Below are 26,896 nucleotides of genomic sequence, written 5' to 3'. Positions count from 1 at the left end.
GGGGTTCAAGAACCTCGGGCACTACATCTTGCGATCCTTGATCCACTCCGGACAGCTGCACACCAAGATCAACGCACTCTAAAACCGGAAGAGCCCACAAACCCGGCAGGTGATTCTAATAGGAGATATATTGACTCGTTAGACGTTCCTTCCCAGAAGAGCTGCGGTGTTACGTGAAGCGGTCTTAGTTGCTTATATGACTTTATTTCGCTTCGCCCTATGTCCCAAGCATCGTGTCCTAAGTGTGACTTGGATGCGTATTTTCTAAATTCCTTTAGAATTACTGGTCGATATGTTGCTGGGGACTTCACCCGAGTCCCCTTGGCGATCCCTTCATAAACAGCACCTTTGGAGCTCTGGCGAAGGCAGTGAGTGATAATTAGGTCTATCCCTGACTTTTTGAGTTCGAGGAAAGGATTTCCGACGGCGGATAAGCCTCCAATCGGATCAGAGACGGGAAGCGGTACACCACTGCAGATTTCGCGGGCTTGGGGTTCATTCCTCGCCTCCCATCTATAGCTAAGAATGCCGCTGTTGGGGATACGGAGATCTGTTGGGGGACAAGGGCCGCTGAATTCGGCAAGCATAGCTTGAAGAAATTGTGCTTCACTACTGAGTCTCTCGGGTGTGGCGACGTAAACTGTTGCCGCCTTCCCGATTTGAGTGACACCATAGTTGCCGTTATTCAGTCGTTCACAAAAACTTTGAGTATTGCAGACTTTGAAATCAACCCTTCTTTTTGAGTATTCCTCCACTAGAAGGGTCTTTCCGGCTTGAAATTGGTGCTCTGTTAGGTTCACATGTATTTTGTACCCACAGACAGGGTCTGCTTCTGGGGCGAAATAGTGTTGTTCCCAGGCATCACTATTCTTATCGGAAATTTTCAGTGTTTGCATCGTCTTGCGTCCTAAACCTCATGACTTTTCCAGCTTTTGGCTTGCTTTTAGTACGGAGTAACAATTGTGAAACGTGGTGGCCAGGGATCCTGGATTGCGAAAACCAAATGTATTGAAAGTCATTGCCCATTTAGAGACGGGTGGGCGGAACTTGTTTCTGTATGCAAGTGCTATGAATTCATAAAATTCAGCCCAAAATATAGAATCTAGTTCCGCGCCTGACAAGCCGTAATCTGAAATTTTCTCCCAGTGTTTCCGCATAGGAAGGGGTATGTCCTCATTCCTGATAGGGTTCGACTGGTTGAAATAGTCTAGGGAGTTCAGGTCTGGCATGGCATCTACTTGCTGCAATAGAATTGATTGCTCGTGTGTCGACCAGAGAACGCCACTTCCATCTCCTCGGACTTCCATCCCATTGCTAGAAGTGCCTTTCCATCACGCCGAAGTACGGCGTTTGAGAATTCTTCAGAGACACCGGCTTCTTCCAGTGTGGCGGCGGGGTCGTCGTAGAACTGGGAAACGAGTGACATGTCTCCCTTCATGCGTTCAATAAAATTAATGTCCATAACGGCAGGCATGGTAGCTCCTTTCGAAAGCTGCAAGGTGTGACGTATGTCGCTAATTGCGACGTACGTCACATGCTAGGGGTGGCTATGTCTACTGTCAATAGTTTTGTATGAAAATCTGCTCTGTAAATTTGATTCCACCCGGTCCTGGTGGCGTGGCCGTCGTATGATCGGACGGGGCTTCGGATTGTCTTCAAGGTTGCGTCCGCTAGCGTGGTGTATCTGTAGCCCGCGGTGAGCCTCGTGCCGGTGCACAATGAGGCGACCATCGCGGGTACCTTTCGAATCAACTCTTACCTATCCTCGAAAGGACGTACCCTGCGATGGCCGCTGATCCTCATCATATCGACCCAATCTCGTATCTCGGAGAACTACTCCCCCAAGCCTCCCCAGACTTGATGCAGCAGATGCTTGCTGACTTCATTAACCACATCCTGTCGGCCCAAGCTGACAGTGTTTGTGGTGCCGACTACGCCACCGTGTCACCAGAGTGAACCAACACGCGCAATGGCTACCGACATCGCCAACTCGACACCCGAGTCGGCACCATCGATGTGGCCATCCCCAAACTGCGCACCGGGGCCTTCTTCCCCGACTGGCTGCTCGAGCGCCGCAGCAGGGCTGAGCGCGCTCTGACCACCGTGATTGCCACCTGTTACCTCAAAGGGGTCTCCACCCGCAGGATGGATGACCTTGTCGCCAGACTTGGGATCACCAACCTATCAAGGTCACAGGTCTCCGACATGGCCAAAGAACTCGACACCATGGTCGAAGACTTCCGCACCCGCCCGCTAGACACCGGCCCCTATTACTAGGTTTCCTGCGACGCACTGACGATGAAAGTCCGTGAAGGCGGACGCGTGGTTAAAACCAGCGTGCTGTTAGCCCCCGGGGTTAACGCCGACGGATACCGGGAGTCATTCGGCATGCAGGTCGCTATCGCAGAATCCACCGCGTCGTGGACCGGGTTCTTCCGCGACCTCATCGCCCGCGGCTTATCCGGGGTATTCCTCGTCACCAGTGACGCCCACCTTGGTATTCAAGCCGCAGTCAGCGACTGTCTACCACAGGCTAGTTGGCAGCGGTGCCGCACCCACTTCGCGAAGAACCTTTCCTCCATGGTGCCGAAAACCCAGTGGCCGACCCTGTCAGCGATGTCACATACGATCTTTCAGCAACCCGACTCTACGGCCATGTGGAATCAGGCACGGGAGGTAGTGAGCTTTTGTCAGCAGAAATTCCCGTATGTCGCCGACTTTCTGGAAGAGTCCCTCGAGGATGTGCTGGCGTTTACCACTGCACTGAAAGCGGTGTGGACGAAGGTGTGGTCCCACAACCCCACCGAGCGGCTCAACAGGAAATCAGGCGAAGAACCGATGTCGTTGGAAGATTCCCCAACCGCGACGCGGTCGTACGTCTTGTCGGGGCTGTGCTCGCCGAGCATCACGATGATTGGATCCAGCAAAAACGCTACATGTCACTGACCAGCCTGGAGCAGACCAAAACGACGATGACCGCTACCGTCATTAACGCCGGCGACCCCACCAAGGAGGCCGCATGAACCCACACCAACACCAATCCCGCGACGGTCCCTAACACCAACACACTGCTTATTCAATCGAAAGGCAGATACACCACTTCCACGGACTTGACCACCAAGGTTTCGCAGTGGGATGAAGTCAGACAAACGATGCGTATACATCAGTGCTGACCATGCCGGGATGCACCATCCAAGCTCATGCGAATGGCTTACAGCGCCATGATTCTTGAATACATTAGCTAGTGCCGTGCCACTGACGCGAGGAACCTCGGGTCGGTTGGAAAAGAAAGCTTCCGGAGAAAGGTAATCAGTCACCTCGGTTGCGTCCAGCCCCTCAGCAACTAGTGCAGTCTCTGCCTCGAATTGACTGAGTTTTTGCCACAGTTCGCGCTCGACCTCAGGGTGGTCGAGCAAGCGCTTGGTGTAGCTGCTTTGGCGAAAGTACCGTTGACCTTCGAACGCATAGGGGGACCTTATGCGGTGCCTCGATCCGCAACATCGTGACGCGCTTGCCTTCAAGCTAAACATCTAGAAATTTCAATTGAGGGGTCGGGATAATTGCCCTGGTTAGCCAGGGGAGAAGGTCCTCGTTTCCTTTGCCCTTTGTCGTCTGCCAGGAGAAAGTTGTGCCGACGACATGGTGGTCATCGCTGATGCCCCAGATGAGATAGGCAGAGTTTTCATCGTTGAGGGTGGCTGAGTTGCTGAGCGCGCTAACGTAGCGGGCGATTTCGGCGCCTGTGGCTGCTGACTTGGTCTTGAACTTAATCCAGGGTAGCTCTGCGGGGAGCGCGAGGAACCGATGAACTCGAGCAGCAAGTTGCTCTGGTGACGTGTCGGTGAGTGGTGTCATTGTGGTCGCCTCGTTGCGGTCTATACAATATCGCGATCGCTATGTAATGACCGCGATATATCAGAAGCAAGAAAGGAGCAAGAAAACGTTGGTGCAGTTCAACTCTAATTTCTGGCATCCAAAGTGACGCTTTTGGGCAGTTTTTCGGCGAACGAAGCAAGAAACGAAGCAAGAAACGAAGCAAGAAAAAGCCGCCCCCCACCAATGAAGTGGCGAAAGGCGGCTATCGACTCGATATAGAGGCGACTTACTTCTTCAGAGCGTCGATGATCTCGTTGAACTTCGCGGATGGGCGCATCACAGCGGTGACCTTGTCTTCCGCTGGTGCGTAGTAGCCACCGAGGTCTGCTGGGGAGCCCTGGTTGTCCAGGAGGTCCTTTTCGATCTCAGCGGATGCAGCAGCCAGGGAAGCAGCAACCGGCTGGAAGATGCCAGCGAGCTCTGCGTCAGCGGACTGTGCAGCCAGCTCTTCAGCCCAGAACTTGGTCAGGAAGAAGTGGGAGCCGCGGTTATCGATTTCGCCGACCTTGCGGGATGGGGAGAGGTTCTCGTCGAGCAGCTTTTCGGTTGCCTTGTCCAGGGCGTCGGCAAGCACGGCAGCCTTGTCGATGCCAGCGGTGTTAGCGAAGTGACGCAGGGACTCAGCCAGTGCCAGGAACTCACCGAGGGAGTCCCAACGCAGGTGGTTTTCTTCCTGAACCTGCTGAACGTGCTTCGGTGCGGAGCCGCCAGCGCCGGTCTCGAACAGGCCACCGCCCGCCATCAGCGGAACGATGGACAGCATCTTTGCGGAAGTGCCGAGCTCGAGGATTGGGAAGAGGTCGGTGTTGTAGTCACGCAGCACGTTGCCGGTGACGGAGATGGTGTCCTCGCCGCGACGCATGCGATCGATGGAGAACTGGGTTGCCTCCACTGGGGAAAGGACACGAATGTCGAGGCCCTCGGTGTCGTGATCCTTCAGGTACTTCTCCACCAGGGTGATCAGGTTGCGGTCGTGTGCGCGCTCTGGATCGAGCCAGAAGACTGCTGGCATGCCGGAGAGGCGGGAACGGGTGACAGCGAGCTTGACCCAGTCCTGGATTGGGGCGTCCTTGGTCTGGCATGCACGCCAGATGTCGCCGGTGGATACCTCGTGCTCCATCAGAACGTCGCCGGCAGCATTAACGACGACGACCTTGCCGTCAGCGGCAATCTTGAAGGTCTTGTCGTGGGAGCCGTACTCCTCAGCCTTCTGAGCCATCAGACCAACGTTAGGGACGGTGCCCATGGTTGCTGGATCGAAGGCGCCATTCTTCTTGCAGTCCTCAATGACGGTCTGGTAGACGCCAGCGTAGGAGGAATCCGGCAGCACTGCCAGGGTGTCCTGCTCTTCGCCAGCAGCGTTCCACATGTGGCCGGAGGTACGGATCATGGCTGGCATGGAGGCGTCGACGATGACGTCGGAAGGCACGTGCAGGTTGGTGATGCCCTTGTCGGAGTTCACCATGGCCACTGCAGGCCCCTCGGCCAGAGCCTTGTCGAAGGCAGCCTTGATCTCTTCGCCGTTCTCCAGCTCGGACAGGCCAGCGAGGATAGCGCCGAGGCCGTTTTCCCCATCGAGGCCGGCTGCGAGCAGCTGCTCACCGTACTGTGCGAAGACGTCCTTGAAGAACGCGCGGACGACGTGACCGAAGATGATTGGGTCGGAGACCTTCATCATGGTGGCCTTGAGGTGGGTGGAGAACAGCACGCCCTCCTCCTTCGCACGCTTGACCTGCTCAGCCAGGAACTCATCCAGGGCAGCTACGCGCATGACGGTGGAGTCAACAACTTCGCCTTCGAGGACCTTCAGGCCGTCCTTCAGGACCTCTTCGGAACCGTCAGCCTTGACCAGCTTGATGGTCAGGGTATCAGCCGTAGGCATGATCACGGACTGCTCGTTGTGTCGGAAGTCGTTAGCGTCCATGGTGGCGACGTTGGTCTTGGAGTCCGCGGTCCATGCGCCCATGCGGTGTGGGTTCTTCTTAGCGAAGTTCTTTACAGCGATTGGGGCGCGGCGGTCGGAGTTGCCCTCACGCAGCACGGGGTTCACAGCGGAGCCCTTGACAGCGTCGTAACGTGCGCGGACGTCCTTTTCCTCATCGGTCTCAGGAGCATCTGGGTACTCAGGGAGTGCGTAGCCCTGCTCCTGCAGTTCCTTGATCGCGGCCTTGAGCTGGGGGACGGAAGCAGAGATGTTTGGAAGCTTGATGATGTTTGCTTCTGGGGTCTTGGCCAGTTCGCCCAGCTCAGCGAGGGCGTCGTCGACCTTCTGGTCCTCATTCAGGAAGTCTGGGAACTGGGACAGGATGCGGCCGGCGAGGGAAATGTCGCGGGTCTCAACGTCGATACCTGCGGTGGAAGCGAAAGCTTCAACTACTGGCTTGAGTGAGTAGGTTGCGAGAAGCGGAGCCTCGTCGGTGCGGGTGTAAATGATCTTTGCCAATGTAACTCCCTAAAGAAGATTGCAGTACAGATATCAAGAATACCTGTTTACCCTCTGGAGGGGAGCGTTCTGGTACCCCTTACTTGGGTTAGTAATAGGGGTCACACTTTTTGGTTTTTTGGGGTGGAGGGGTGCTGCTTTACGACGACCAAAAGTCACCATCACTACCCCTCTCGACAATCGCGTCTCGCAGCCCTGGGGGAGGAGCGCTGGCGGGGATGCGCCCTGCCCGGTGATGTGCAGAATCAATGGTTGCTAAGATTCCTCTAGTTATCTTATCGACCAAGAACCTGGTGATGCATTGTGCTTGCTGACATCCGTGCCTCAGGAAAGTGGGGTATCGCCTCAGGAAGCTTGTGGCTTGTCTACGCCGTGGTGCGACTGGTGGAGATGTTCCTGTTGCAATCTCCCTTGGCGGGAAACTGGATTCGCTACGTCACGCTTGTGCTTTATGTGCTCTGCGCTGGGGGGTACTACCTCTTTTTCCGCGTCACCTCTCCGCGTTGGTCAGCCCTGTACTTGGGGTTGACTCTGCTCGGTTCGGCACTTTTTATCATCGAAGTGACCCAGCTGGGACATGTGGTGCGCAACTACGCCACCAGTGCTATGCCGATACGGCCGTCGCAAATCGTTTATCCGCTCTCGATCATGGCGTTAGGGGCAGCAACGTGGAAGACCTTTGACTGCCCACGGATCTTTGGGCTATTCCTTTTTAGCTTCGCATTCTCCTGGCTCATTTTGGCGCCGTTCTCGCAGCAACCGGCGATATTGACACATATGGCTTTCGTCGCGGACGCGATAGGGATGGCGGCGTCGGTAAGCCTGGCGGTGTGGGCGATCGTGGCAGGGCGTAACCGTCGGCAAGCTGGCAGCGACTACACTCCTAGCCCATGACCTTTCGTATCGCCTCTATCAACGTCAACGGTATTCGCGCGGCTGTGAAAGAACGCAGCGAAACCAACCGCGGTTTTCTGCCCTGGCTAGCGCAATCGGGCGCGGATGTCGTATTGCTGCAGGAGGTGCGTGCGACAGAGAAACAAACTCTTGAGGCTCTGGCCCCCGCGCTTGACGACGGCTGGCACTACGTAGGTGCCGAAGCCGCCGCGAAGGGGCGCGCCGGAGTGGGAATCCTCTCTCGTTCCCCGCTGAGCGACGTCACCGTGGGAATCCCGGGATTTGAGGATTCCGGCCGCTACCTGCACGGTACGATCGACGATATCACCGTGGCGTCCCTGTACCTGCCATCGGGGTCGGCAGGGACAGCGAAGCAGGACGAAAAGTACCGTTTCTTGGATGTCTTTGGGGAGCAGCTGGTCGAGTTGGCGGTGAACAACCCGCTCATGGTGATCGGCGGCGACTGGAACATCTGCCACCGCCGGGAGGACCTGAAGAACTGGAAAACCAACCAGAAGAAGTCCGGTTTCCTCGCGGACGAACGGGCATTCATGGATTCCGTGTTCGGCGTGTTCCCCGATGAACGCTCCCAAATCGAAGCCCATGGCACCTATCTGGGCGCGGTTGAATACACCTCCGACCAGCCATTACGCCAGCCGGCGGCTGAACCACTGTGGTTTGACGTGGCCCGTCGCCTCCAGCCGGAAGATGCGCCGCACACCTGGTGGACCTATCGTGGCCAGGCCTTCGATACCGGCGCCGGGTGGCGTATCGACTACCAAGCGGCAACGGCAGGCATGCTGGAGCGCGCGCAGCGGGCGTGGGTAGACAAAGCCGCCGCCTACGATCTGCGCTGGTCGGACCATGCTCCGCTCGTGGTGGATTACTCCTAAATCCGGCAGACTTGCGCCCCGACGAAACGACCCAGCCGATGCCGATTCCACGCCACGATCCGGTACACCGCCGCGAAAAGTGGCGTATCAATCACCCCGCCCGCTATACGGACGAGGGGTGAGCGGCCGTGGCGTTGTAACGCCTGCGCAATGGCCCGGTGCCCCAGGTACACCCGCTCGGTGGGGTCGATGTAATAAGCGTTGCGCTGAATGTATAGTCCAGTGCCAGGTGACGTGGGCAAGTCCCGGGTGAAACGCGTGAGATAACCCAGGCTCCACACACAAAAGCCACAATCGGCATCATAAAAGAACATGACAACAATGGTAGGTGCAATGTCCGGATATTTGGTTCCCACGAAACAGGTTCGTGTGTCTGACCTGCAGGCTCGTAAGGGGGACAAGCCGTGGGCGATGCTGACCTGCTACGACTATTCCACCGCCCGGGCCTTCGCTGCGGCCGGAATTGAATGCATTCTGGTGGGGGATTCCGCGGCCAACGTCATGCTTGGTTACGATTCCACCACCGCCGTCACCCTCGATGAGATGGCGATGCTGGGTGCCGCCGTCGTGCGGGGCGCGGGCAACGCCCTCGTAGTGGTGGATCTGCCGTTTGGCACCTACGAGGCATCCGACGAACAAGCAGTGCGCAGTGCTACTGAGCTGCTGCGACGCACCGGTGGTCATGTGATCAAGCTGGAAGGCGGCGTCCGCATGGCAGACCGGATTGCGGCGCTAAAACGCGCTGGGCTTGCGGTGTGCGCGCATGTCGGTTTTACCCCGCAGTCGGTGAACGGTCTGGGGGGCTTCAAAGTGCAGGGGCGGGGAGATGCCGCGCAGGCGGTCCGCGACGACGTCGCTGCCGTCGTGGAAGCAGGCGCCGACATGGTGGTGTTCGAGATGGTGCCGGCGCAGCTTGCAGCGGACATCACCGCGAACTGCCCGATCCCCACCGTGGGCATTGGTGCCGGCGCAGGGTGCGACGCACAAGTCCTGGTGTGGCATGACATGCTCGCCGTGCCGGAAGGTGGCCGTCGGCCGAGCTTCGTGGGGGTGTTTGGTGCCGTGGGTGCTGAGCTGACCCGTGGCGCGGCGGCGTACAAGGAAGCCGTCGAAAAGGGCGCCTTCCCGACGGCCGACAAAGACTTCTAATCGCGCGGCTGGCCCGTGACTTCCTCGGATCCGAAGTCGATACCGATGTTGTCGATCAAGCGGGTCGTGCCGACCCGCGCTGCGACCAGCAGCCGGTTTGCCCCCTCGGGGTCTACCTCGCCCAGGTTCGGGCCGCGAAGTTCTAGGTAGTCTAACTCGATGCTGGGGACGGCGTCGATAACGGCGCGGGCCGCGGCAACCACAGCGTCCGGTCCCTTGCCCGCCACGTAGGCGCCCGAGGTGAGGGCCGCCGACAGCGTGAGGGCCAGCTCGCGTTCATCGGCGCTGAGGTAGGTGTTCCGCGAGGACATCGCCAACCCATCGGCCTCGCGCACGATAGGGGCGCCGATCACCTGCACATTCAGGTTCAGATCTGTCACCATTTGCTGAATCACGATCAGCTGCTGGTAGTCCTTCTCTCCGAAAATGGCGTGTGAGCAGTGCGTGATGTGGAACAGCTTATTGACCACAGTGAGTACCCCAGCGAAGTGCGTCGGACGGGAGGCGCCCTCCAAAATAGTGCCGACCTCACCAGGGTGGATGACCGTGCGAGGGCCATTGGGGTACATCTCGCGCGGGGTGGGTGCGAACACGGCGTCGGCACCCGCCGCACGCAGCTTTTCGACGTCCGCCTCCAACGTCCTCGGGTACGCATCCAGATCCTCGCCCTCCGCAAACTGAAGAGGATTGACGAAAATGCTCACCACTACAACCGCGCCAGGAATACGCTGCGCTGCCTTCACCAAGGAGATATGTCCCGCGTGCAACGCGCCCATGGTCGGGACGAGGACGACGGGCCGGGCCGTCTTCCGCAGCGCGCTCGTCACACGCTGAATCTCATCGATGGTTGTGAACACAGTGGCTTGGCCGGGTTGGAATGCAGTCATACCCAGTGAGTTTAGTGCCCATGCCCCAGCAACTTGAGCAAGTGCTCGCGTAGGTCGCCGCGGTAGTCACGAACACTCAGGTCCGCGATGATCGTCGACGGCGCCGGACTCATCACCAGAATGCGGTCAGACAGGTAGATTGCCTCGTCCACATCGTGCGTCACCATCACCACGGTGCGCCGGGACTGTTGCCATAGTTCGCGCAGCTGCTGCTGCAGATCGTGCCGGGTCAGGGCGTCGAGCGCGCCGAAGGGCTCATCGAGCAGCAGCACTTTCGGGTTGATCGCGAATGCTCGTGCGATGCCGACACGCTGTTGCATGCCACCAGACAACTGCGCCGGTTTGCGCTGTGCGGCATGGCTCAGGCCCACGCTAGCCAAGGCCCCAGAAGCGAGCTCGTGGCGCTGGTCCAGTGTCAGTTCGGGTCGGGCTGAGCGCAACCCGAATTCAACGTTCGCGTGGGCACTGAGCCACGGCAGGAGCGCGTGGTCCTGAAACACCATGCCCCGTTCCGGGCTGGGGCCCGTCACCCGATCCCCGAACGCCGATACCTCTCCAGTACTGGGGGAAGTAAGCCCCGCGATCATTCCTAAAATGGTCGATTTCCCACAGCCTGAGGGGCCGATGAGCGAGACGAACTGGCCACTGTCGATGCTGGCGGAGGTCTCAGAAATGATCTCGGTAGTTCCGTACCGTTGGGTGATCCGATCGAGAGTGAGCTGACTAGTCATATTTCACTGCTTTCTGGAGAGCGGCTACAGCATGATCCAAGATCAAGCCGACGAGGCCGATAATGAGGATGGCGCTGACGATGGCATTGATATCCAGGCGGTTCCACATGTTCCACACGAAAAACCCGATTCCGCTGCCACCCACGAGCATCTCGGCAGCGATAATGACCAGCCACGAGGTGGACAAAGACACCCGGAGCCCAGTGATCACCCCCGGCAAAATCGCCGGAAACCACACATGAGTGAGGCGCAACAGTGGCGGGGTTCCCAGGGTGTCTGCGAGTTTCAGATACGTCGGGTTAACTTGTTGCACTGCTGCGATGGTGGCGAGCAAAGTGGGCCACATTGCCGTCAAGACGATCACAAACAGCGCCGTGAGCTCAGAATCGCGAAGTAAGGCCAGCCCCAACGGCAGCCAGGCCAGTGGAGAGACCGGCCGGAGGATCTGGATGAATGGATCCATGCCACGCCGGAAAAGCTCGCTGCGACCGAGGAAGAACCCCAACGGGATTGCGATGGCTGAGGCGATCGCGAATCCGATGGCCACGCGACGCAAACTCGCCAACACATGCTGTGCAATGGTCACGGGGTCGGACAGGATCTTCGCCATGCTGTTCCAGGTGCCGAGGGGAGTGGGGGCGAGATCGCTGAGCATCCCAGTGGTTCCGGCGAGCTGCCAGACGCCGAGGACAACAGCAGCGATAGCTGCAGAAAGAGCACTTGCTTTGAGCGTCATGTACGTTACCGTCCTTGGGTTGGGGCGAGCGGGGAAAACGAGTAGCCGCTGATTGTGAGGTCAGGCAGCTCAGCGGGGAGAGTGCCATCAGTAAGGACAGCGCGGGAGGCAGCGATAATCGCCTCGTCGGTGTGCGGGACCGCGTTGCCGGCCAGACCCCAGCGGGTTAACTGCGTCGTCATCCAGATCAGTGCCCCAGGATCAGTGGGGCCACCATACTCGACCCGAAGTGGATCCAGGACCTCCTTGTCACTGTCCCAGTCGCGGTAACGGCCGGAAAATACCGGCTCGAACAGCGTGGCGGGTTGGTTCAGGTAAGTGGGGGAGGAGGCAATGGAAATCAGCTGAGGAGTGAAGGAATCGTCGTCGGCAAGCAAGGCAGCTTCGGACAGGGCAGCCACCAGCGCGCGTGCGGTTTCCGGGTGACGCTCCTTCCAGTCCTTGGCCATCGCGATGCTGCAGCACGGGTGGCCATCCCACAGCTGGCGAGTGAGGCGGAAAATCCGCCCAGCGCCGGACGCGATAGCGCGCTGATTGAAGGGCTCGGGGCCGACGAACCCATCGATGGTGCCCACTTCCAGCTGCGCCACCATGTCAGCAGGGCGGAGCAGGCGAAGCTCAACGTCCTCGCCAGGGCGCACGCCGCCGGTCTCTAAAAATTGGCGGAGCAACAGTGCATGAACGGAGTACTCGAACGGGATGCCAAGCACCATGCCACGGAAATCCCGGGCAGTAGTTACCGCACCGTGGTGCCGTGCGGCCAACGTGATCGCCTGGCCGTTCGTGTTCTGTGTGAATGCTAGCTCAGTGGGGCGCCGAGCATCGGTCATTCCGGAATCGATTGCTACGGGCATCGGCGCCAACATGTGCGCGACATGAAGCTGGCCGGTGGCGTAGGCGCTCCACAGATCGGCCCAACCGGCGAACTTTTTCAGTTTCACGGCCGCGCCATGCGACGCAAAGAGCCCGAGTGCGTCGGCGAGAATGAGCGGCATGGCGCAAGCGATCGGGACGTATCCGATGGTCAGTGGCTGCGTTGCCGTGAGTTTGGTGGTGGTGGCTACCGAAAACAGGGCACCGACTCCTACGGCGGCGGACAACTGCAGTGCTGTACGGCGAGTGATGAGTGGCATGGAAACACAGTGTAGCCACGTTGATGTACTGAGCAGTCTATAAAAATTTTCGTGGGGGATATATTTTTGTTGCGACGTGGGTAAATGGGTTTTGTATGGGGGTGAATTTAAGCGACATTAACAGACTAAGTGGTTCACAAACTGCGAACTGTTATGTATGGTTTGTGGAAACGAGTCACCCACGAACGAAAGGAAACACATGTCCGACCTCACCCCACACCACGCTCCAGGCACTCCACTCCAGGCTATCGATGCTGAGAAACTCACTGAACTGGCCCGCAAAAACGTGGAGAACCCACCAGGTGGCCGCAAGGTGATCCGCACCCACACCGAAGCAGACGGACAATTCCGTAACTACACCCAAATCCGCGATCTAGCCCCAGTGCTGGTTTCCGAACCGCCGCAGCTGCTTGGCGACGACTCCGCCCCAAATCCCACCGAAGTGGCACAAGCCGCGCTGGCCGCATGCATCTCCGTGGGGATCCAAGCTATCGCCACCCACCGCGGAGTCACCCTGACCAAGATCGCCATCGACATCGAATCTGACATTGATATCTCTCCAACCTGGGGAGTTGGTGACCTCAGCGATGACAAGCGCCCAGGAGTCTCTGATGTGCGCGTCAAGGTAGAACTCGAAGGCGACGCTGACCGCGAGACACTTGACAAGATCCACCGCGACGCCATCACCTGGTCCCCGGTAGTCAACACCTACACCCGACCAGCAAAGCTCACCTCCGAACTGGTCTAGCCGATCACCGAAAGGTCCACTCATGCCTGAACAGACCCTCGCGCCACTCGTACTCGACGCTGCCTTCGCCACCGATGTGCAGGCCCACGCCAGCGAAGTCGATCGTGGTGTCACGCCAGCCCGCTACATCCTGGAACCCCTCGCCACCGCAGGTCACCTAGCTCGCCCGGAACTGGCCCATCGAGCAGCAGTGATCCGGGAACTAGCCCGCTACGATCTCTCCGTCGGGTTCACGGTGTGGGCGGACCTCATGGCGCTCACGTACCTGGAGCAATCCGGCACCGAGTACGCCGAGCGTGTTGCCCAGGCACTGCGCTCCGGGCAACGGCCTGGCATTACTGCGATGGCATCCGCATTCAAAGAGTTTGCCGGAGCAGGAAACATTGAGCTTGTTGCCCAGGAAACAGCAGGCGGGTTCCGCATCAACGGTACGCTCGCCTGGGCATCCAACCTGTACCCGGATGCCCTCCTCGTTACTGCAGTAAAAGACGAAAATGGCAAAAACTACATCGTGGCACTTGATGCCGACGCGCCAGGTGTGGAACTCGGCAAGCCATTCGGACTACTCGGCCTCAACGCCACCGCCTCAGCCTCGGTGAAATTCGACAACGCTTTTGTTCCGCACTCCCAAGTGCTCAGCGCAGATTTCGAGGAGTTCATGAGCGCGGTTCGGCCGACATTTGTGCTGCTGCAAGTAGCCGAATGCTTAGGTGTGGCTGAGGCAGCGATCACCGCTGCGCAAGGCCGACTGTTTGGGGTGAACCAGTCCCTGGCATCGGACGTGGCTGCGACGGCTCAGCGCGTCGGAAAGCTGGTGGCGCGACACGACGAACTCATTGCCGCAGGAGGCACGGCCGTCGACTTGCTGGAGCTGCGACTTGCTGCAGCGGAGGCAGCTGTGGATGCGGCAGCACTGGAAGTTCGTGTCGCTGGGGGCGCAGGATATGCCCGTGGTTCGGCGACATCGCGCCGCTTCCGTGAAGCTACGTTCATCCCCGTGCAGTCCCCGTCAGAGGCGCAGCTGAGGTGGGAACTGGCGCAGCTGAAAGAACGGAGCGCAGCGTGAGTATTACTGAATTCAAGCAGGCTGTCTCACGATTCCCCTCGGGAGTGACAGTAGTAGCTGCCGAGGTAGATGGTGAAAAAGTGGGGCTGACTGTGAGCTCCTTCGCCTCCCTGTCCCTGGAGCCACCCATGGTGCTGGCGTGCATCGATTCGCGCAGCGCCTCCTTAGCCAAGCTGCTCCACGCCACCGAGGTCGGGATCTCCATCCTGTCCGAACACCAAGCCGACTATGCTCGCCGGTTTGCCAGCAAGATCGAGGATCGTTTCGAGTCCGTTAGCCACCACCAACGCGGAGGAGCGGTACTACTCGACGACGCGGCGGCGTGGCTCACCGGAAGCATCAGCTCGGCGATAACCGACGGCGACCACACGATCCTCACCTTCCGAGTCACCGATTTTGCTGCCAATGACACCGTGCGCCCCCTGTTTTATGTCCAAGGGCAGCTGCTGTCGATCGCGTGACCCCTGGCAGCGCTACACTAAATAACCATGACTGACACTGCACCACAGCCTGAGAAGAAACAACGAGTCCTATCCGGTATCCAGCCCACCGCTGATTCCTACCATCTAGGTAATTATCTCGGAGCTTTAAAGCAGTGGATTGATCTGCAGGACGGCTATGACGCGTTCTACTTCATCCCCGATCTCCATGCGATCACGGTAGATCAGGATCCGAAGGAGCTGCGCGCTCGCACTGTAGCGGGCGCGGCGCAGCTGCTGGCCTTGGGCATTGACCCAGAAAAGTCCACCCTGTTCGTGCAATCTCACGTGCACGAGCACGCCGAGCTCGGCTGGGTGCTCACCTGCCTCACCGGTTTTGGTGAGGCCTCCCGCATGACCCAGTTCAAAGACAAGTCCGCGAAGCGTGGGGCGGACCGAACCAGCGCTGGGCTGTTTACCTACCCCATGTTGATGGCCGCCGACATTTTGCTGTACCGCCCGCAGCTAGTTCCGGTGGGGGAGGATCAGCGACAGCACCTGGAGCTCACCCGCACGCTGGCGGAGCGCTTTAACTCTCGCTTTAAGAAGACCTTCGTGGTTCCGGAAGGCATGATTCCGGAAGGCGCAGCAAAGATCTACGATCTGCAGGACCCAACGTCGAAGATGAGCAAGTCTGCGGTCAACCCGAAGGGCTGCATTAACCTGCTAGATGATCCTAAGGTGTCCGCCAAGCGCATTAAATCTGCTGTCACAGACAATGACGGCGAGATTCGCTACGACAAGGAAACCAAGCCGGGCGTGTCTAACCTGCTGGTGATCCAGTCGGCGCTGACTGGGAAATCCATCGATGACCTCGTCGCAGGATATGCGGGCCAAGGCTACGGAGCGCTCAAGACCGATACGGCCGATGCGCTGGAGGCCTTCACCACGCCGCTGAAGGCCAAGTATGACGAGTACATGTCCGACAAGGGCGAGTTGGAGCGCGTCCTGGCGGTTGGGGCGGAAAAGGCCTCGGAGATTGCGGCCCGCACCCTGGCGGACGTGTACCGCAATGTGGGCTTCCTGGCCCCACGCCGGGCTTAACGACGCCCACTGCTTTCGGTAACAATCCAGCTAAAAATCCTGGCGGATGGCTGCACATTCGCTGAAAACCTGGCCGTTCCTCTCTACTGTGAGTAGGAGCGGCTATTTAATTAACGAACCAAGGAGCATAACAAGTCATGGCGAGCACCAGGGCGAAAGAGCAGCGTACCGACGAATACGGTATTGAGCGGGCGCACAAAGATAACCCAGGCGCAGTTGAATCATTGCGACTCAAATGGCCCTGGTTCGACCACATTATGCGGATGAACGAGCGCTTCGGAACGATGGGCGGCAACCAGTACGCCGCGGGCATTACCTATTTTTCCGTGTTGTCGATGTTCCCGATCCTGATGCTGGTGTTTGCCGGGTTAGGCTTCGTGTTGGCCAACAATCAGGACCTGCTCACTCAAGTGCAGAACAAGATCGGTGAGATGGCGTCGGGGGAGATGGGCGATACCCTCAATGACATTTTGGATACCGCCATTAATCAGCGAGGCGCGATCGCAAGTATCGGTACCTTGACTGCCCTGTGGTCTGGTCTGGGGTGGATGAACAATCTGCGTTATGGCGTCTCCAAAATGTGGAAGGTCGACCCCACCAAGGAAAACTTCTTCATGGCGAAGCTCAAGGATCTGGTGGGGCTGTTCGGACTGTTGCTGGCCTTTGCCATTGCGTTCGGAGTCACGGCCGTGGGGGCCAGTGGCCTGACCAAGCAGCTGATCGAGCGCTTCGGACTGGAAAGCGTCCCAGGAATCTCCCTGATCGCCCCAACGGTTGCCATCCTCGTTGGCTTGCTTGCTAACTTCCTGGTCTTTCTCTGGCTGATTAAGTTCATGCCACGCGCTAAGGTGCCGATGAAATCAGCGGTACATGCAGCGATGATCGGCGCCGTCGCCTTCGAGGTGTTCAAGCAGCTTGCGAACATGTTCTTCTCCAAGGGGCTGTCCAACCCAGCGGGCGCTACCTTCGGTCCGATCATCGGCATCATGGTGCTGCTGTACTTCATTTGGCGCATCCTGCTGTACTGCTCTGCGTGGGCGGCGACTACGGAGGAATCGCTGGCGCAGGCCATCGTCGAAGCTCCGGAACCAGCCGTGATCCGGGTGCGCAATGAAGTTCACACCGGGGCGCCTCGTGCCGCATGGGCTGGGCTCGGCGCAGCCGTGGGGCTGGCCGGTACCGCCCTTGCCGCCAAACTCTGGAACAAGGACACATGAATCTCTACCAGCAGTTTGGCCTCAACCCGGCAGACCCTTCTTTGGTGCTTGCCATTGAGCTCCGGCAGAAGCAAGCATCCTTGCCGGCGGGCTCACCGGAACACCTGCATGCCGAAACGGCACGCAGAGTGTTAGGAACCCCCGCTAGGCGGGCGAAGTATGACGAGGCACTCGTACAACAGCGCGCTTTAACATGGCAGGAGGTAGAAGAACTAGCCAACACAGATGCGCTGCCACGTGAGGGGACCAACCCCTTCGAAAAACGGCCATCAACTCCCTTGATTTCCAAGCGTGGTGACAACCCGTTCGCTGCCGTACCAGTGGCCGCTCCGCCGACTCAGTCGACGCCCCCGTCTCCCTCACCACCACCGGCACCAGTGGCAGTGCCACAGGACAACAACGCACCTTCGACAACGAAACGTTTCTTCGCCTGCATCATTGACTTTGTCGGCTGGCAAGTATTGCACGTCGTGTTGCTGATTAGCGGATTAAACTCGTGGGCTTTGGGAAGCTTTTTGAAATGGATGGGCTTGGGTAGCCTCCCGTTGTATTTTGTATTGATGTTAGGATACGCGGTGGCCACCGAGGTGCTCTGGGGCGGCTCAATCGGAAAGCAGATCATGGACCTAGCAGTGGTGGATGCAGACACATTACGGCGCCTGACCTGGAAACAAGCACTGCGCCGTAACCTGTGGCGTTTCATCAATATCCTCCCGTTCGTCGGATGGATTGTCATCCTCTTCATCGGTAGCGTTTTGACGGCGAAAATTTCCAACAGCCCGGATCAGCGTGGACCACATGACCGGGCAGCTAATGCACGAGTGGTGAGTAAGTTCGCTCATTTAAACTAGAGCGCATGAAACAGGAACTGGATATCAAACCGGAATACAAAGCGTTGGATAGGCAGCTGGTCGCGCAGCTGCCGAAGGTGATCCTTCGGCACGATATTGCCGCCGACGCTCGGGAAGTAAGCGCGCAGCTTGCTGCGTTAGCCGCAGAGAACGTGGTGTATGTGGAGCTGCGCTGTGAGGTCGCAACCGAGCAGCAGCGACAGGAGATCGCGAACGCTATCCAAGAGGCGCGGACCCAGCACGGCATCGAAGCACGAATCGTTGGTACTACTGCGGGCGAAGAAGTGGTGGGAGTGGGCGTCGATAAGCGTGCTGCCGCGCAGGTCGCCGAAGCCCACGCTGCCTACCTGCCGGTATCCTTCCGCTGCGATGACCCGGCTGATTTCCCGCTCGCCATCGCCCACGGCACCGACCGCATCAGTGGCGCTTTGACCCTCTACGAAGACTTCAGCGTCAACCTCGAGGGAATATCCGCCGGCCCCGCCTCTGCTTATCTTCGAGATCGCGAGGTGCCGCTGGAGATGTCGCTGAGTGCCGACCTGGACGCGGGGCTTATCGACGACATCGGTGACCACCCACTGCCACTGCTACAACAACTCGGGTTCACCTGCACCCTCAACCCGCAGGGGCACAACATCACCGACGAGATGATGCTGCTCGTCGAAGGTTTCGACTACGGGCTCGAGGAGCTGTTCGAGCTCACCGTCAACGCCATCGAAGGCGCCTTTGCCCCCATTGAGCTGCGCCGTAGCCTGCTCAACGACGTCATTGCGCCGGCATACCAGCAGTTCGCAGACATGACAGAGCCCGGAGTAGCCACCGATTTCCTTGACGACGAAGAAGACGACGAAGAAGACGAAGCAGCAGACTCCGGGCTTCGAATCACCGGGCTGGAATAACGCCTAGAACTTGCTGAAACGCTTGGTCAGCGATGACTCCAGCTCCGACCATCCCCTCGCCTCGTCAGTGTACGGGGCCGATGGGATGTAGCTGGAACGTGCGCCCAGCATGTAAGAGATGTAATCCTGCAGGCCGGGGTTAGCCAGCAGCAACGAATTCAGGGAGTCATCGCCGGCCCAGTCGGCGGCGTCGGCAAGCAGCTCATAGGCCTGCCGCATCTGCTCCACATCCACGTCCTTCGGGCCCTTCGTGATGTCCTGCACCAGGCCATTGAAGGAGTACACATTCACCGGGTGGACAGTGATCTCTGCGGTGCCACCATTGACCTCGTCCATCACGTCCTGCCAGGTAGACACACGGGCCAGGTCATGATCACCGTGTTCGACCAGCCACCGCAATAGTGCCTTCGGGTTAGAGAACGTGAAAATCTCACCAAACCGGCCCAGGAATACCGGCGCCTGATTCACGTAAGTACGCAAGGTGTAGACCACACGACCATCGATCGCGATCTTGATCGGGTCAATCCCGGCCACGCCCCACAGCGAAACATCGTAAGGATCTTGGGCAGCCTCCGCCTCAGCAGCTTCCCGCTCTGCCTGTGCCTTAGCCTCGGCAGCGGCCTTCTCCGCAGCCTCAATAGCGGTGGCGGCATCCGCAACATCAGATTCCGCAACCTCAGGGGTGTACACGAGAGCATCCAAACCATCGACCACTCCGTTCCACCCCTTCAGCACAGTCCGGCCGATCGCAGACCACTCGCTCATTCCGGCCTCCTGGCTGAAGTGATCAGAACCTCGCTCAACACCGCCAAGAATGGAGTAGCTGCCGAAGAACTCCTGAACATCAGCGACATCGCACACCGAGCCTAGGCTCCGGGCGATGGCAAAAGCACGAGCCGTCTTCGACACATTTTCGTACGACGGGCGACCAGCCAAGAACTCAGGAGCGCCCACCACATCATAAAAATCGCGCTTACCAGGCACCACACGCAGCACGCCACGCTCGTCAAACGACCGCCACTGCGGGTGGCTCATCAAATCATGCTTCGTGCCAGACCTTAAAAACGCCAGCAGCTGCGCCGGAGACTCGAAGAAGAAGACGTGCTCGCCAGCACCGAGGAACGCTTGCCACTCGGCGCCATGCTCTTTCCAGCTCGGAGCCCACAAGGTGTAAAAATCACCATCAGTGAGGGAAATCTTAACTGGGAGGATGCCTTGGTTTTGTGCCATAAGCACACATATTAGCGTTAATCAGCCCGTTGGCCTGAAATAACCCTTAAATGCCATCCCCATGTTCGTTTCCCGCAATGGATTCACCGATACTGGGTCACCAGCCTCGATCAGGCTGCCCCGGCCGTCGTACATCGCTACGTGACCATCCCACACCGCTAGATCACCAGCCTGCAGCTCATGGTGCGCCACCTGACGCCCGATCGTCTGCTCCTGAGCCAGCCGCGGCAACTCCACCCCAGCCTGGCGCCACGCCCACTGCGTAAAGCCACTGCAATCGAAACCAACGCCAGGAGTGGTCCCGCCCCACGCATACGGTGTGCCCAGCTGCGACAATGCAGCCTGCACCGCAGCCTCGCCCTGAGCGTTGCCCTGCGCATTGCCCCCAGGTGCTCTAGAAACAGCAGCCGGAACCATCTCCGGCGGCAACTCAGGTAGTGGAGCAGTACCCACCTCATCCAACCGCAGGACCGCCGGTAAAAGCTCTGACTCCAACTGCGCAATACGATCTCGCGCGCGACCAAAAGCAGCGCCAGCCAGCAGTGACAGCTGCGTCAACGCCGCCTCCTGACTCCCCGGAACAGGCGATAGAAACTGCGGAATCAACTGAGCAGCTTCCTGGAGGAACTCCCTGCCAATTCCAACGACATCCTGCACAGCGCTGGACAGTGAAGGCGCAACAGCCGAGACAATGCTTTCAAGCACACCGCGGTCGTGAGTAAGAAGAGAGTGGATCTCGGTAAGGGGGCCGGGATTGGCGCCCAGGGCGTCGGCAAGCTGCAGTGCCCCCGCGAGATCAGGAAGACCCCCAAGGTGCAGCTCGACCTCTCCAGGAAGCACATCCTCAAGTGCACGCAGCGGAGCTACAAGATCAATCATCCGAGTTCCTCCATGGCATAGCCGAGGGTGACATCGGCATCGCGCACCTGATCAATAACATGATCAGAGTTAGCCGACACCCGGTCGAGAAACCGCTGGTAGTACTCAGCGCGGGTATTCAGACGCTGCACCGCCCTCTGCAACGCGCTAGGAAACGCGCCTTCCGAGGTGGTGCGAACAACGCAAGGTTGAACAAAATCAATGGATCGACGGACAGAATCGGACAGTTCACGGGCAACAACTGGATCAAAAAATAAAAGGCTCACACTTAGTTAGACTGATCGAACCCCCGAAAAGGTTGCATCGTGGCATAGAATTTTTTCTATGGACATCCACATCGTCAATCATCCGCTCGCTGCATCCCGACTCACGATCATGCGTGACGCCCGAAGCGACAACGCAGTTTTCCGCGCTGCGCTGGCAGATCTCGGCGCCATGCTCATTTACGAAGCATCCCGCGACCTGGAAGTCGAACACTTCGACTGCACCACCCCCGTCGCCGTTGCCCAAGGCACCCGCCTCCTAGACCCACCGATCATTGTCCCCGTGATTCGCGCCGGGCTCGGCATGATTGACCCCGCACTGTCCATGATCCCCGACGCCCAGGTGGGATTCATTGGCCTCGCACGCGACGAAGAGACCCACGAACCAGTGCCATACCTCGAAGCACTTCCAGAAGACCTCTCTGGGCGCACCGTGTTCGTCGTCGATCCAATGCTCGCTACGGGCGGATCCCTCATCTACGCCATCAGGTTGCTCGCTGAACGAGGGGCCACCGACATCACCGCAGTGTGCATGGTCTCCGCCCAAGACGGTGTCGACGCACTCGCGAACTCCGGGCTACCCGTCCGGCTCGTCACCGCCACCATTGACCCATCCCTGAACGAGCAGGCCTACATTGTGCCCGGTCTCGGCGATGCCGGTGACCGCCTCTACGGGCCACGAAATATCCACCTGTAGTCAGTGCAAGTCGGTTGAGCAGCCCGGTGCTGCCTCATCTGAGGCTGCCAACCCGGCAACCTCAGATCTGGGCCGGCTACAACCGAGCAACGAGTTCTTCAATGTCAGCCGTCAACCGCTCCAGCAGCTCCTCGGCATCGGACGCCTCCCACGGCCGGTGGACTTCCAAATAGAACTTCGTCTTGTTTTCGGTGCCCGACGTGCGGGCGAGCGCGCGTACACCCGCGCCGGAGAACAGTACCCCCTCTGAGCAGACCAGCGGTTGTGCCTCGACGGGGATCCCCGCCAGGGTGCTTGGCGTATGGCTGCGGAGTGAAAGCAACAGGCCGTGCGGGTCAGAGGAACGGACGGCGATCTGGGCGCCGAGGAATTTACCGTAGCGCTTGTGGAGTGAGTTCAGTTCGTCGGCAAGCGTGAGGCCTTGGGCTTTGAGCTCTGCTGCCCAGTCGCAGGCGAAGAGGGCAGTGGAGATGCCATCTTTGTCTCCCACGAGGTGCGGCGCTGGGGCGGTGCCGATGGCTTCTTCGTAGGCAAACGCGAGTGTGCCAGGGCAGTGGTCGGCGCCTCGGATCAGATGTTTGAATCCGGTGCAGGTGTCCTGGTAATCCCAGCCACGGTCGGCGGCGATATGGGATAGGAGCCGGGAGCTGACTTCGGAAGCTGCGACCACGGGGTGCTCAGTTGCGTCAATGTGGGGAGCGAGCCGGATGGCGAGGAGCGGACCGAGGTCGTCGCCCCGCAACATGGCGTGCGTGCCATCGGATTTCCGGTATCCGATGGCGCACCGGTCCGCATCGGGATCAAGTGCGATGAGGAGGTCGGCATCCACCGCTGCTGCTGTTTCCAACAACAGGTCGGTGGCGCCGGGCTCCTCGGGGTTGGGGAAATTGACGGTGGGGAAGATAGGGTCGGGATAGTGCTGGGCCGAGACGGGGAAGATTCGGGCAAATCCTGCAGCTTGTAGCGCTTGGGTGAGGGCGCGACCGCCCACTCCGTGCATCGCTGTGTAAGCGACTTTCAGCGCGGCGCGTTCGTTATTGACCCGCAGCAGATCAGCCTGCGGGGGCGCGATGAGGTCCACCACGTCGTCGATGTAACGGCGCAGTTGGTCGGTGGTGGGGCGAACCATCACACGGGGAATATCCAGCGGGTTGCCAACGGCCCGGATGGCGTCCTCGATGGCGCGCTCTGCAGTTTCATCGATCTGGCGGCCGTCGGAGAGATACACCTTGTAGCCGTTGTAGCCCGCCGGGTTGTGTGACGCCGTGATCTGCACACCGGCGTCGAGGCAGCGCGCCCGAATGAGGTAGGGCACCAATTGCGTGGGGGCGGGGGTGGGAAGGAGGGTAACGTCGAATCCCGCCCCAGCAAACACTTCTGCGGCTGCGGAGGCAAAGTTTGGGGAACCGTAGCGCGCGTCGTATCCCACGACTACCTGCAAGGGGCCCTCTTGGTTGAAAAGTCCCAGGTGCGGTGCATGAGGGTGTGCTTTGCGCTCTTGGCCGATGGATTGTTGAAGCCACGCTGCCAGTCCTGCGGTGATCCGCATGATCTGGGTGACGTTCATCTGGTCGGGCGCCGGGCCGATAGGGGCGCGCATACCAGCGGTGCCGAAGGAAAGCTCACGAGGCTGGGACATATCACCAACTTAGTCGCTTTGACTAGACTTCGGGGAAGGAGGAAGCACATTCATGACCATTCGCACCCACATCGACTCGTGGTTGGCAGAGAACTCGGGGCAAATGCATGCCTGGCGAGAGCATTTTCACCGTAATCCGGAGCTTTCGCACATGGAATATGACACCACAGCGTACATTGCGGAGGTGTTGCGAGAGCACGGGCTCGAGCCTCAGCTGTTTCCTGGGACGGGACTGATGGTGGATTTGGGGCCCACGGACGGTCCGCGAATTGCGTTTCGGGGAGATATTGACGCGCTGCCCATCGAGGAGCACACTGGATTGGCCTACGCGTCGGCCCACCCGGGGGTCATGCACGCCTGCGGGCACGACGTTCACACCGCCATTGCCTTATCGACGGCCATTGCCCTATCGACATACCCCTTAACAACAGGCGTGCGGGTGATTTTCCAGCCCGCCGAAGAAGTCATGGATGGGGGCGCCCAGGAAGTGATCGCCTGGGGCGGCATTGAAGGGGTGGACCAGATCTTCGCCCTGCACGCGGAACCAAAGTTGCGTGTCGGTCTGATCGGGGCGCGCACCGGGGCTATCACCTCAGCAGGAGACATTGTGGAGGTCCGGGTGACTGGGTCCGGCGGGCACTCTTCTCGGCCACACATGACGTCCGACGTGGTGTATGCGCTGTCGCTGCTGGTGACGCAGCTGCCGGGGTTGCTGTCGCGTCGGGTGGATCCTCGCACGGGGACCGTAATGGTGTTCGGCACTATTAACGCCGGTTATGCCGCCAACGCCATCCCCGAGACAGGGGCGGTGTCGGGGACGATCCGTACCGCTGACATTGGGGTGTGGCGGAAAATTGAACCCCTCATCCGAGAATTGATCGCGCAGATCCTGGCACCAACTGGGTGTGACTTCGAGATCCGATACATTCGAGGCGTTCCTCCTGTAGTCAATGACGATGTGTCCACCGCGATGCTGGTGGAGGCAGCCCGGACTATCGACCCGATGAGCGTAGTTGAGGCTCCGCAGTCCTCCGGCGGAGAAGACTTCTCATGGTATCTGGAACATATTCCTGGCGCGATGGCACGTCTGGGCTGCTGGAACGGCGTAGGAGAAAAACATGACCTGCATCGCGGTGACCTGGTGGTGGACCCCAGGTGCATCGAGGTAGGTGTGCGCTTGTTCGGAGCTATTGCGCAGAAATTTGCATATGAAGCGAATAATCCGGATGGTGGGCTAAGCTAAGCCCTGAACTTAAAACATGAGTGTTGGAGGAAGATTCAGTGACCAATCGAATCGTCATTATTGGTGGTGGCCCTGCCGGCTATGAGGCAGCTCTTGCGGGAGCAAAATACGGGGCCTCTGTCACCTTGGTGGAAGACCAGGGGCTGGGCGGTTCAGCGGTCATTGTTGACTGTGTCCCATCGAAGTCCTTCATCGCAGCTACCGGCATCTTCACCGAAATCGATGGCGCTCGCGAACTGATGCACATCGATGAGATTAACCAGCGCGTGAAGGACTTGGCGCAGGCACAGTCCGCGGACATCCTGGCTCAGATGAGTCGCGCCGGGGTCCGGGTGATCAATGGTCGCGCGCGTTTCGACGACCATTCTGACAAGCAGGTCACCCACTACATCCACGTCGACCTTAACGATGGTGGCACTGAGCTGCTGGAAACTGACCTCGTTTTGATCGCGACCGGTGCGTCGCCACGCGTGCTCAAGGGCGCAGAACCAGACGGTAACCGTATTCTCAACTGGCGCCAGGTCTATGACCTCAAGGAGCTTCCCGAGCACCTCATCGTGGTCGGTTCCGGTGTGACCGGTGCGGAATTCGTCTCCGCCTACGCGCAGTTGGGTGTGAAGGTCACCATGGTTGCTTCCCGTGACCGCATCCTCCCGCATGACGACGCCGATGCTGCCGACGTCCTCGAGACGGTGCTGGCGGAAAAGGGCGTCAACCTGGAAAAGCATGCCCGTGTGGAGAAAGTGGAGTATGTTTCCGACGACACGGTAGTGGTGCGCACTTCCGATGGCCGTGAGATCGAAGGGTCTCACGTGTTGATGACCGTTGGCTCTGTCCCTAACACCGCTGACCTCGGCCTGGAGACCGTCGGTGTGGAGCTGGCTCCATCCGGTCACATCAAGGTTGACCGTGTCTCCCGCACCTCCGTCGCTGGTATTTACGCAGCTGGCGACTGCACCGACCTGTTCCCACTGGCATCTGTTGCAGCTATGCAGGGCCGCATCGCCATGTACCACGCGCTGGGCGAAGGTGTGTCCCCCATCCGCCTCAAGACCGTTGCTACTGCAGTGTTTACCCGCCCTGAGATTGCCGCGGTTGGCGTGACGCAGCAGGAAGTAGAGTCTGGTGCTGTCCGTGCCCGCAGCATTTTGCTGCCACTGGCCACCAACGCGCGCTCAAAGATGCGCGGCATCCGCCACGGCTTTGTCAAGCTGTTTTGTCGTACCGCGTCTGGCCAGGTTATCGGCGGTGTCGTGGTGGCTCCCACTGCATCTGAGTTGATTCTGCCGATCGCCGTCGCCGTGAACAACCGTCTGACGGTAGCTGATCTGGCTGGTACCTTTGCGGTCTACCCATCCTTGTCCGGGTCGATCACCGAAGCTGCCCGTCAGCTGGTGACACACGACGACCTGGACTAGCTAGCCGACTAGGCGCCATTGCGTCCCTTCCTTGGCGAATGTCAGGGGAGTGGACGCATCGCGCTTTGTTAAGGGGTCTGGGAAATCATCGGTGCACAGATCGATCTCTTCACGGGAATAGCGCTGCGTGATGACGCCGCTGTCTGAAGTGATCACGATGAAGGCATTGAGAACCTCGTCGTAGCCTTCGTCGGGCAGGTCTACTGTGCCACCTGCAGCTTGAGTCACCGTGATGGCCGGAACGTTGGGGCAGGCGATGAGCAACTGTTGTGCGTCCTCGGCGACGAGCTCACTGGCAGGAAGTGTGATGGTGGGGCCTGGTTCCGGTTTGAGGCGTGCGAGAGCGTCGTGTGGCTGACCCGAGCTACATGCGCTCAGGGTGAGGGCTGCGATCACGACGATTGCCCGGTTACATTTTGTCACCTTTCACACCCTAGTCTGCGAATCTTGTAAACGAGATTGTAAGCATGCAAGTGGTCTG

General features: G+C 59.1%; 27 protein-coding genes and 1 pseudogene. 14 read left to right on the top strand and 14 right to left on the bottom strand.

The window, feature by feature from the left end; all coding sequences use genetic code 11:
• Positions 1-68: 68 nt before the first annotated feature.
• Positions 69-896 (bottom strand): class III lanthionine synthetase LanKC N-terminal domain-containing protein, encoded by an 828-nt coding sequence (locus ACZ6ZO_RS11280; RefSeq protein WP_465292700.1) that lies wholly within the window; start codon positions 894-896, stop codon positions 69-71.
• A gap of 338 nt (positions 897-1,234) precedes the next feature.
• Positions 1,235-1,462 (bottom strand): hypothetical protein, encoded by a 228-nt coding sequence (locus tag ACZ6ZO_RS11275; protein ID WP_465292698.1) that lies wholly within the window; start codon positions 1,460-1,462, stop codon positions 1,235-1,237.
• Between the two features lie 323 nt (positions 1,463-1,785).
• Here ACZ6ZO_RS11275 and ACZ6ZO_RS11270 point away from each other — a divergent pair.
• Positions 1,786-3,023: pseudogene (locus ACZ6ZO_RS11270) on the top strand (IS256 family transposase).
• Positions 3,024-3,522: 499 nt separating this feature from the next.
• Here ACZ6ZO_RS11270 and ACZ6ZO_RS11265 read toward each other — a convergent pair.
• Together ACZ6ZO_RS11265 and ACZ6ZO_RS11260 are read right to left on the bottom strand one after the other, a co-directional pair.
• A complete protein-coding gene (locus ACZ6ZO_RS11265) occupies positions 3,523-3,855 on the bottom strand; it encodes an AlbA family DNA-binding domain-containing protein (RefSeq protein ID WP_182386842.1) in 333 nt (110 codons plus the stop codon).
• A gap of 247 nt (positions 3,856-4,102) precedes the next feature.
• Positions 4,103-6,319, bottom strand: coding sequence for an NADP-dependent isocitrate dehydrogenase (locus tag ACZ6ZO_RS11260; RefSeq protein ID WP_465292696.1), 2,217 nt, complete (start codon positions 6,317-6,319; stop codon positions 4,103-4,105).
• Positions 6,320-6,622: 303 nt separating this feature from the next.
• On the opposite strand from ACZ6ZO_RS11260, the gene ACZ6ZO_RS11255 reads away from it, so the two are divergent.
• Positions 6,623-7,213, top strand: coding sequence for a hypothetical protein (locus tag ACZ6ZO_RS11255; protein WP_465292694.1), 591 nt, complete (start codon positions 6,623-6,625; stop codon positions 7,211-7,213).
• Positions 7,210-8,106, top strand: coding sequence for an exodeoxyribonuclease III (locus ACZ6ZO_RS11250; RefSeq protein WP_182386837.1), 897 nt, complete (start codon positions 7,210-7,212; stop codon positions 8,104-8,106). Before ACZ6ZO_RS11255 ends, ACZ6ZO_RS11250 begins: the two co-directional genes overlap by 4 nt.
• Here ACZ6ZO_RS11250 and ACZ6ZO_RS11245 read toward each other — a convergent pair.
• Complete coding sequence (locus ACZ6ZO_RS11245; RefSeq protein WP_182386836.1) at positions 8,103-8,420, bottom strand: thiol-disulfide oxidoreductase DCC family protein; 318 nt, start codon at positions 8,418-8,420, stop codon at positions 8,103-8,105. The two genes, ACZ6ZO_RS11250 and ACZ6ZO_RS11245, sit on opposite strands and share 4 nt — an antisense overlap.
• Here ACZ6ZO_RS11245 and panB point away from each other — a divergent pair.
• On the top strand, positions 8,419-9,255 hold the full coding sequence (gene panB / locus ACZ6ZO_RS11240; protein WP_465292691.1) for a 3-methyl-2-oxobutanoate hydroxymethyltransferase: 837 nt from the start codon (positions 8,419-8,421) through the stop codon (positions 9,253-9,255). The two genes, ACZ6ZO_RS11245 and panB, sit on opposite strands and share 2 nt — an antisense overlap.
• On the opposite strand, the gene panC is transcribed toward panB, so the two are convergent.
• The 4 genes from panC to ACZ6ZO_RS11220 are packed head-to-tail and all read right to left on the bottom strand — an operon-like array spanning position 9,252 to position 12,742.
• Entirely contained in the window at positions 9,252-10,142 is an 891-nt protein-coding gene (gene panC / locus ACZ6ZO_RS11235; RefSeq protein WP_465292689.1) for a pantoate--beta-alanine ligase, read from the bottom strand. The two genes, panB and panC, sit on opposite strands and share 4 nt — an antisense overlap.
• An 11-nt stretch (positions 10,143-10,153) precedes the next feature.
• Positions 10,154-10,873 (bottom strand): ABC transporter ATP-binding protein, encoded by a 720-nt coding sequence (locus tag ACZ6ZO_RS11230; protein WP_208768760.1) that lies wholly within the window; start codon positions 10,871-10,873, stop codon positions 10,154-10,156.
• The gene (locus ACZ6ZO_RS11225; protein ID WP_343159292.1) at positions 10,866-11,609 is read right to left on the bottom strand and encodes an ABC transporter permease; all 744 of its coding nucleotides are present in this window, start codon (positions 11,607-11,609) and stop codon (positions 10,866-10,868) included. Before ACZ6ZO_RS11225 ends, ACZ6ZO_RS11230 begins: the two co-directional genes overlap by 8 nt.
• A gap of 5 nt (positions 11,610-11,614) precedes the next feature.
• Complete coding sequence (locus ACZ6ZO_RS11220) at positions 11,615-12,742, bottom strand: ABC transporter substrate-binding protein (RefSeq protein ID WP_465292686.1); 1,128 nt, start codon at positions 12,740-12,742, stop codon at positions 11,615-11,617.
• Positions 12,743-12,941: 199 nt separating this feature from the next.
• On the opposite strand from ACZ6ZO_RS11220, the gene ACZ6ZO_RS11215 reads away from it, so the two are divergent.
• The 7 genes from ACZ6ZO_RS11215 (at position 12,942) to ACZ6ZO_RS11185 (ending at position 19,046) form a co-directional block, all read left to right on the top strand.
• Positions 12,942-13,490 carry an OsmC family protein gene (locus ACZ6ZO_RS11215; RefSeq protein ID WP_465292684.1) on the top strand — a complete coding sequence of 183 codons (549 nt, stop codon included), beginning with the start codon at positions 12,942-12,944 and terminating at the stop codon, positions 13,488-13,490.
• A 22-nt stretch (positions 13,491-13,512) separates the two neighbouring features.
• Positions 13,513-14,556 carry an acyl-CoA dehydrogenase family protein gene (locus ACZ6ZO_RS11210; protein ID WP_465292682.1) on the top strand — a complete coding sequence of 348 codons (1,044 nt, stop codon included), beginning with the start codon at positions 13,513-13,515 and terminating at the stop codon, positions 14,554-14,556.
• Positions 14,553-15,017, top strand: coding sequence for a flavin reductase family protein (locus tag ACZ6ZO_RS11205; RefSeq protein WP_465292680.1), 465 nt, complete (start codon positions 14,553-14,555; stop codon positions 15,015-15,017). The genes ACZ6ZO_RS11210 and ACZ6ZO_RS11205 overlap by 4 nt, the downstream gene beginning before the upstream one ends.
• A 27-nt stretch (positions 15,018-15,044) precedes the next feature.
• Entirely contained in the window at positions 15,045-16,079 is a 1,035-nt protein-coding gene (gene trpS, locus ACZ6ZO_RS11200; protein WP_465292678.1) for a tryptophan--tRNA ligase, read from the top strand.
• 137 nt (positions 16,080-16,216) lie between these two features.
• Positions 16,217-17,296 (top strand): YhjD/YihY/BrkB family envelope integrity protein, encoded by a 1,080-nt coding sequence (locus tag ACZ6ZO_RS11195; protein ID WP_465292676.1) that lies wholly within the window; start codon positions 16,217-16,219, stop codon positions 17,294-17,296.
• Positions 17,293-18,147: an RDD family protein gene (locus ACZ6ZO_RS11190; RefSeq protein ID WP_465292674.1), complete on the top strand. Its 855-nt coding sequence runs from the start codon at positions 17,293-17,295 to the stop codon at positions 18,145-18,147. The genes ACZ6ZO_RS11195 and ACZ6ZO_RS11190 overlap by 4 nt, the downstream gene beginning before the upstream one ends.
• A 5-nt stretch (positions 18,148-18,152) precedes the next feature.
• Positions 18,153-19,046 carry a hypothetical protein gene (locus ACZ6ZO_RS11185; protein WP_465292672.1) on the top strand — a complete coding sequence of 298 codons (894 nt, stop codon included), beginning with the start codon at positions 18,153-18,155 and terminating at the stop codon, positions 19,044-19,046.
• Positions 19,047-19,049: 3 nt separating this feature from the next.
• Here ACZ6ZO_RS11185 and ACZ6ZO_RS11180 read toward each other — a convergent pair whose 3' ends face one another.
• From ACZ6ZO_RS11180 to ACZ6ZO_RS11170, 3 genes are read right to left on the bottom strand one after another with little or no spacing between them, the layout of a single operon-like run.
• Complete coding sequence (locus ACZ6ZO_RS11180; protein ID WP_465292670.1) at positions 19,050-20,276, bottom strand: hypothetical protein; 1,227 nt, start codon at positions 20,274-20,276, stop codon at positions 19,050-19,052.
• Between the two features lie 21 nt (positions 20,277-20,297).
• Positions 20,298-21,155, bottom strand: coding sequence for a C40 family peptidase (locus ACZ6ZO_RS11175; protein WP_182386823.1), 858 nt, complete (start codon positions 21,153-21,155; stop codon positions 20,298-20,300).
• On the bottom strand, positions 21,152-21,421 hold the full coding sequence (locus ACZ6ZO_RS11170) for a hypothetical protein (RefSeq protein WP_182386822.1): 270 nt from the start codon (positions 21,419-21,421) through the stop codon (positions 21,152-21,154). Before ACZ6ZO_RS11170 ends, ACZ6ZO_RS11175 begins: the two co-directional genes overlap by 4 nt.
• Before the next feature lie 58 nt (positions 21,422-21,479).
• Here ACZ6ZO_RS11170 and upp point away from each other — a divergent pair, with 58 nt between their 5' ends.
• Complete coding sequence (upp, locus tag ACZ6ZO_RS11165) at positions 21,480-22,115, top strand: uracil phosphoribosyltransferase (RefSeq protein ID WP_182386821.1); 636 nt, start codon at positions 21,480-21,482, stop codon at positions 22,113-22,115.
• 76 nt (positions 22,116-22,191) lie between these two features.
• Here upp and ACZ6ZO_RS11160 read toward each other — a convergent pair whose 3' ends face one another.
• Positions 22,192-23,754, bottom strand: a complete 1,563-nt coding sequence (locus ACZ6ZO_RS11160; protein WP_465292667.1) for a phospho-sugar mutase — start codon at positions 23,752-23,754, stop codon at positions 22,192-22,194.
• Positions 23,755-23,806: 52 nt separating this feature from the next.
• Between ACZ6ZO_RS11160 and ACZ6ZO_RS11155 the strand changes: the two genes are divergently transcribed.
• Complete coding sequence (locus ACZ6ZO_RS11155; protein ID WP_182386819.1) at positions 23,807-24,997, top strand: amidohydrolase; 1,191 nt, start codon at positions 23,807-23,809, stop codon at positions 24,995-24,997.
• 38 nt (positions 24,998-25,035) lie between these two features.
• Positions 25,036-26,415: an NAD(P)H-quinone dehydrogenase gene (locus ACZ6ZO_RS11150; RefSeq protein WP_182386818.1), complete on the top strand. Its 1,380-nt coding sequence runs from the start codon at positions 25,036-25,038 to the stop codon at positions 26,413-26,415.
• Here the strand turns inward: ACZ6ZO_RS11150 and ACZ6ZO_RS11145 are convergent, their stop codons facing one another.
• Entirely contained in the window at positions 26,416-26,838 is a 423-nt protein-coding gene (locus ACZ6ZO_RS11145) for a hypothetical protein (RefSeq protein ID WP_465292664.1), read from the bottom strand.
• Positions 26,839-26,896 lie beyond the last annotated feature (58 nt).

The sequence above is a fragment of the Corynebacterium sp. NPDC104732 genome (genome assembly GCF_055583565.1).
This window is presented reverse-complemented; position numbering and strand designations above follow the sequence as displayed.